This is a genomic window from Orenia metallireducens, from assembly GCF_003001995.1.
In the GTDB taxonomy this organism is placed as follows: domain Bacteria; phylum Bacillota; class Halanaerobiia; order Halobacteroidales; family Halobacteroidaceae; genus Orenia; species Orenia metallireducens_B.
Genome location: NZ_PVNB01000083.1, coordinates 1 through 1,579, shown reverse-complemented (window position 1 = coordinate 1,579; position 1,579 = coordinate 1). Strand labels below are relative to the sequence as shown.

Annotated in this window: 2 protein-coding genes; both read right to left on the bottom strand. The window is 38.2% G+C overall.

From position 1 onward, the window contains the following. Window positions 1-369, bottom strand: a 369-nt coding sequence (locus BX659_RS18680; protein WP_172432032.1) for a class II aldolase/adducin family protein, incomplete at its 3' end; no start/stop codon positions are given. Window positions 370-463: 94 nt separating this feature from the next. After that, window positions 464-1,579, bottom strand: a 1,116-nt coding sequence (locus tag BX659_RS18675) for an L-arabinose isomerase family protein (RefSeq protein WP_099459015.1), incomplete at its 5' end; no start/stop codon positions are given.

The following is a 1,579-nucleotide window of genomic DNA, read 5'->3' as shown; positions in this document are numbered from 1 at the left end:
TCCATAAAAGTAATCAGCATGAGTAGTTCCAAAGGCAGGAATTGCTCTACCAGCCTGTGCCCAACTTGTTGCCCAAGGTGAATGGGTATGAACTATCCCTCCGATATTAGGGAAATTTTTATATAAGACTAGATGAGTAGCTGTATCAGATGATGGCTTTAAATCTCCCTCTACTACATTTCCCTCTAAATCTACCACTACTAAATCATCAGCAGTCATTTTGTCATAAGAGACACCACTTGGTTTAATGACTACTAAGCCCTGCTCTCTATCAATACCACTCACATTTCCCCAAGTATAAGTGACTAAATCCTTTTTAGGTAGCTCTAAATTAGCTTCTAGAACCTCTGCTTTTAGCTTTTCTAACATTTATATCTCTCCTTCAAAAATCAGTACTAGTGTTAGTGTGAGTGTGAGTACTTTTTTACCCACCCTCACACTAACCACTCACACTTTATTTAAATTATAGTCCTTTAAATCTATAATAAATATCGTTCCAATTAAGCTTCTGCTTAAATTCTGGTATCTTAGTATCTTCATCAATTAAAACATATTCTAGGTCAGCTATATCAGCAAAGTCTTGTAAATATTCCTGAGTTATTGCTTGACTAAAGCTAGTATGATGTGCTCCTCCAGCATAAATCCAAGCTGCTGCTTCTGTTTGTAAATCTGGTTTTGGCTCCCATAACACTCTTGCTACAGGTAGTTTTGGTAAGTCTTCATTAGGTTCTACTACATCTACTTCATTAACGATCAATCTCAATCTATCTCCCATATCGATCATAGATGCATTTACTGCCAACCCTTCTGCTACATCAAAGACCAATCTAGCAGGGTCTTCTTTTCCACCAATTCCTAAAGGATGTACCTCTAAAGATGGTTTACCATCAGCAATAGTTTCACAGATCTCTAACATGTGTGAACCTAACACCTTAGTATCTTCTTTATCAAGATGATAAGTATAATGCTCCATCAATGCTGCTCCACCTTCTAGACCTTGACCCATTACCTTCATTGCTCTAACTAAGGCAGCAGTCTTCCAGTCTCCCTCTGGACCAAAACCATATCCAGCTGCCATCAATCTCTGTACAGCAAGACCTGGTAATTGCTTTAAACCATGTAGATCTTGGAAGTTTGTAGTAAAGGCTTTGAAGTTACCTGCTTCTAAGAAGGATTTCATTCCTAACTCAATCTTAGCTGCATCTCTTAAAGATTGATGCTTATCATTACCTGGAAGTAAGTCTTCAGCTACTTTGTACTCTTCTTGATAAACTTTGATTAATTCGTCAATCTCTGCTTCACTTACCTTATCAACATACTTAACAAGATCACCTAAAGCATATCCATTGACTTCATAACCTAGTTTAATCTGAGCTTCAACCTTATCTCCTTCAGTTACAGCTACTTGGCGCATGTTGTCACCAAAGCGAGCTATCTTTGCTCCTTGAGCATCTGCCCAAGCTGCTGCTGCACGCATCCAGATTGAAAGTTGATTGATTACCTCTTCGTCTTTCCAGTAACCAACAACTACCTTTCTATTCTTTCTCATTCTTGTTCCAATAAATCCAAACTCTCTACC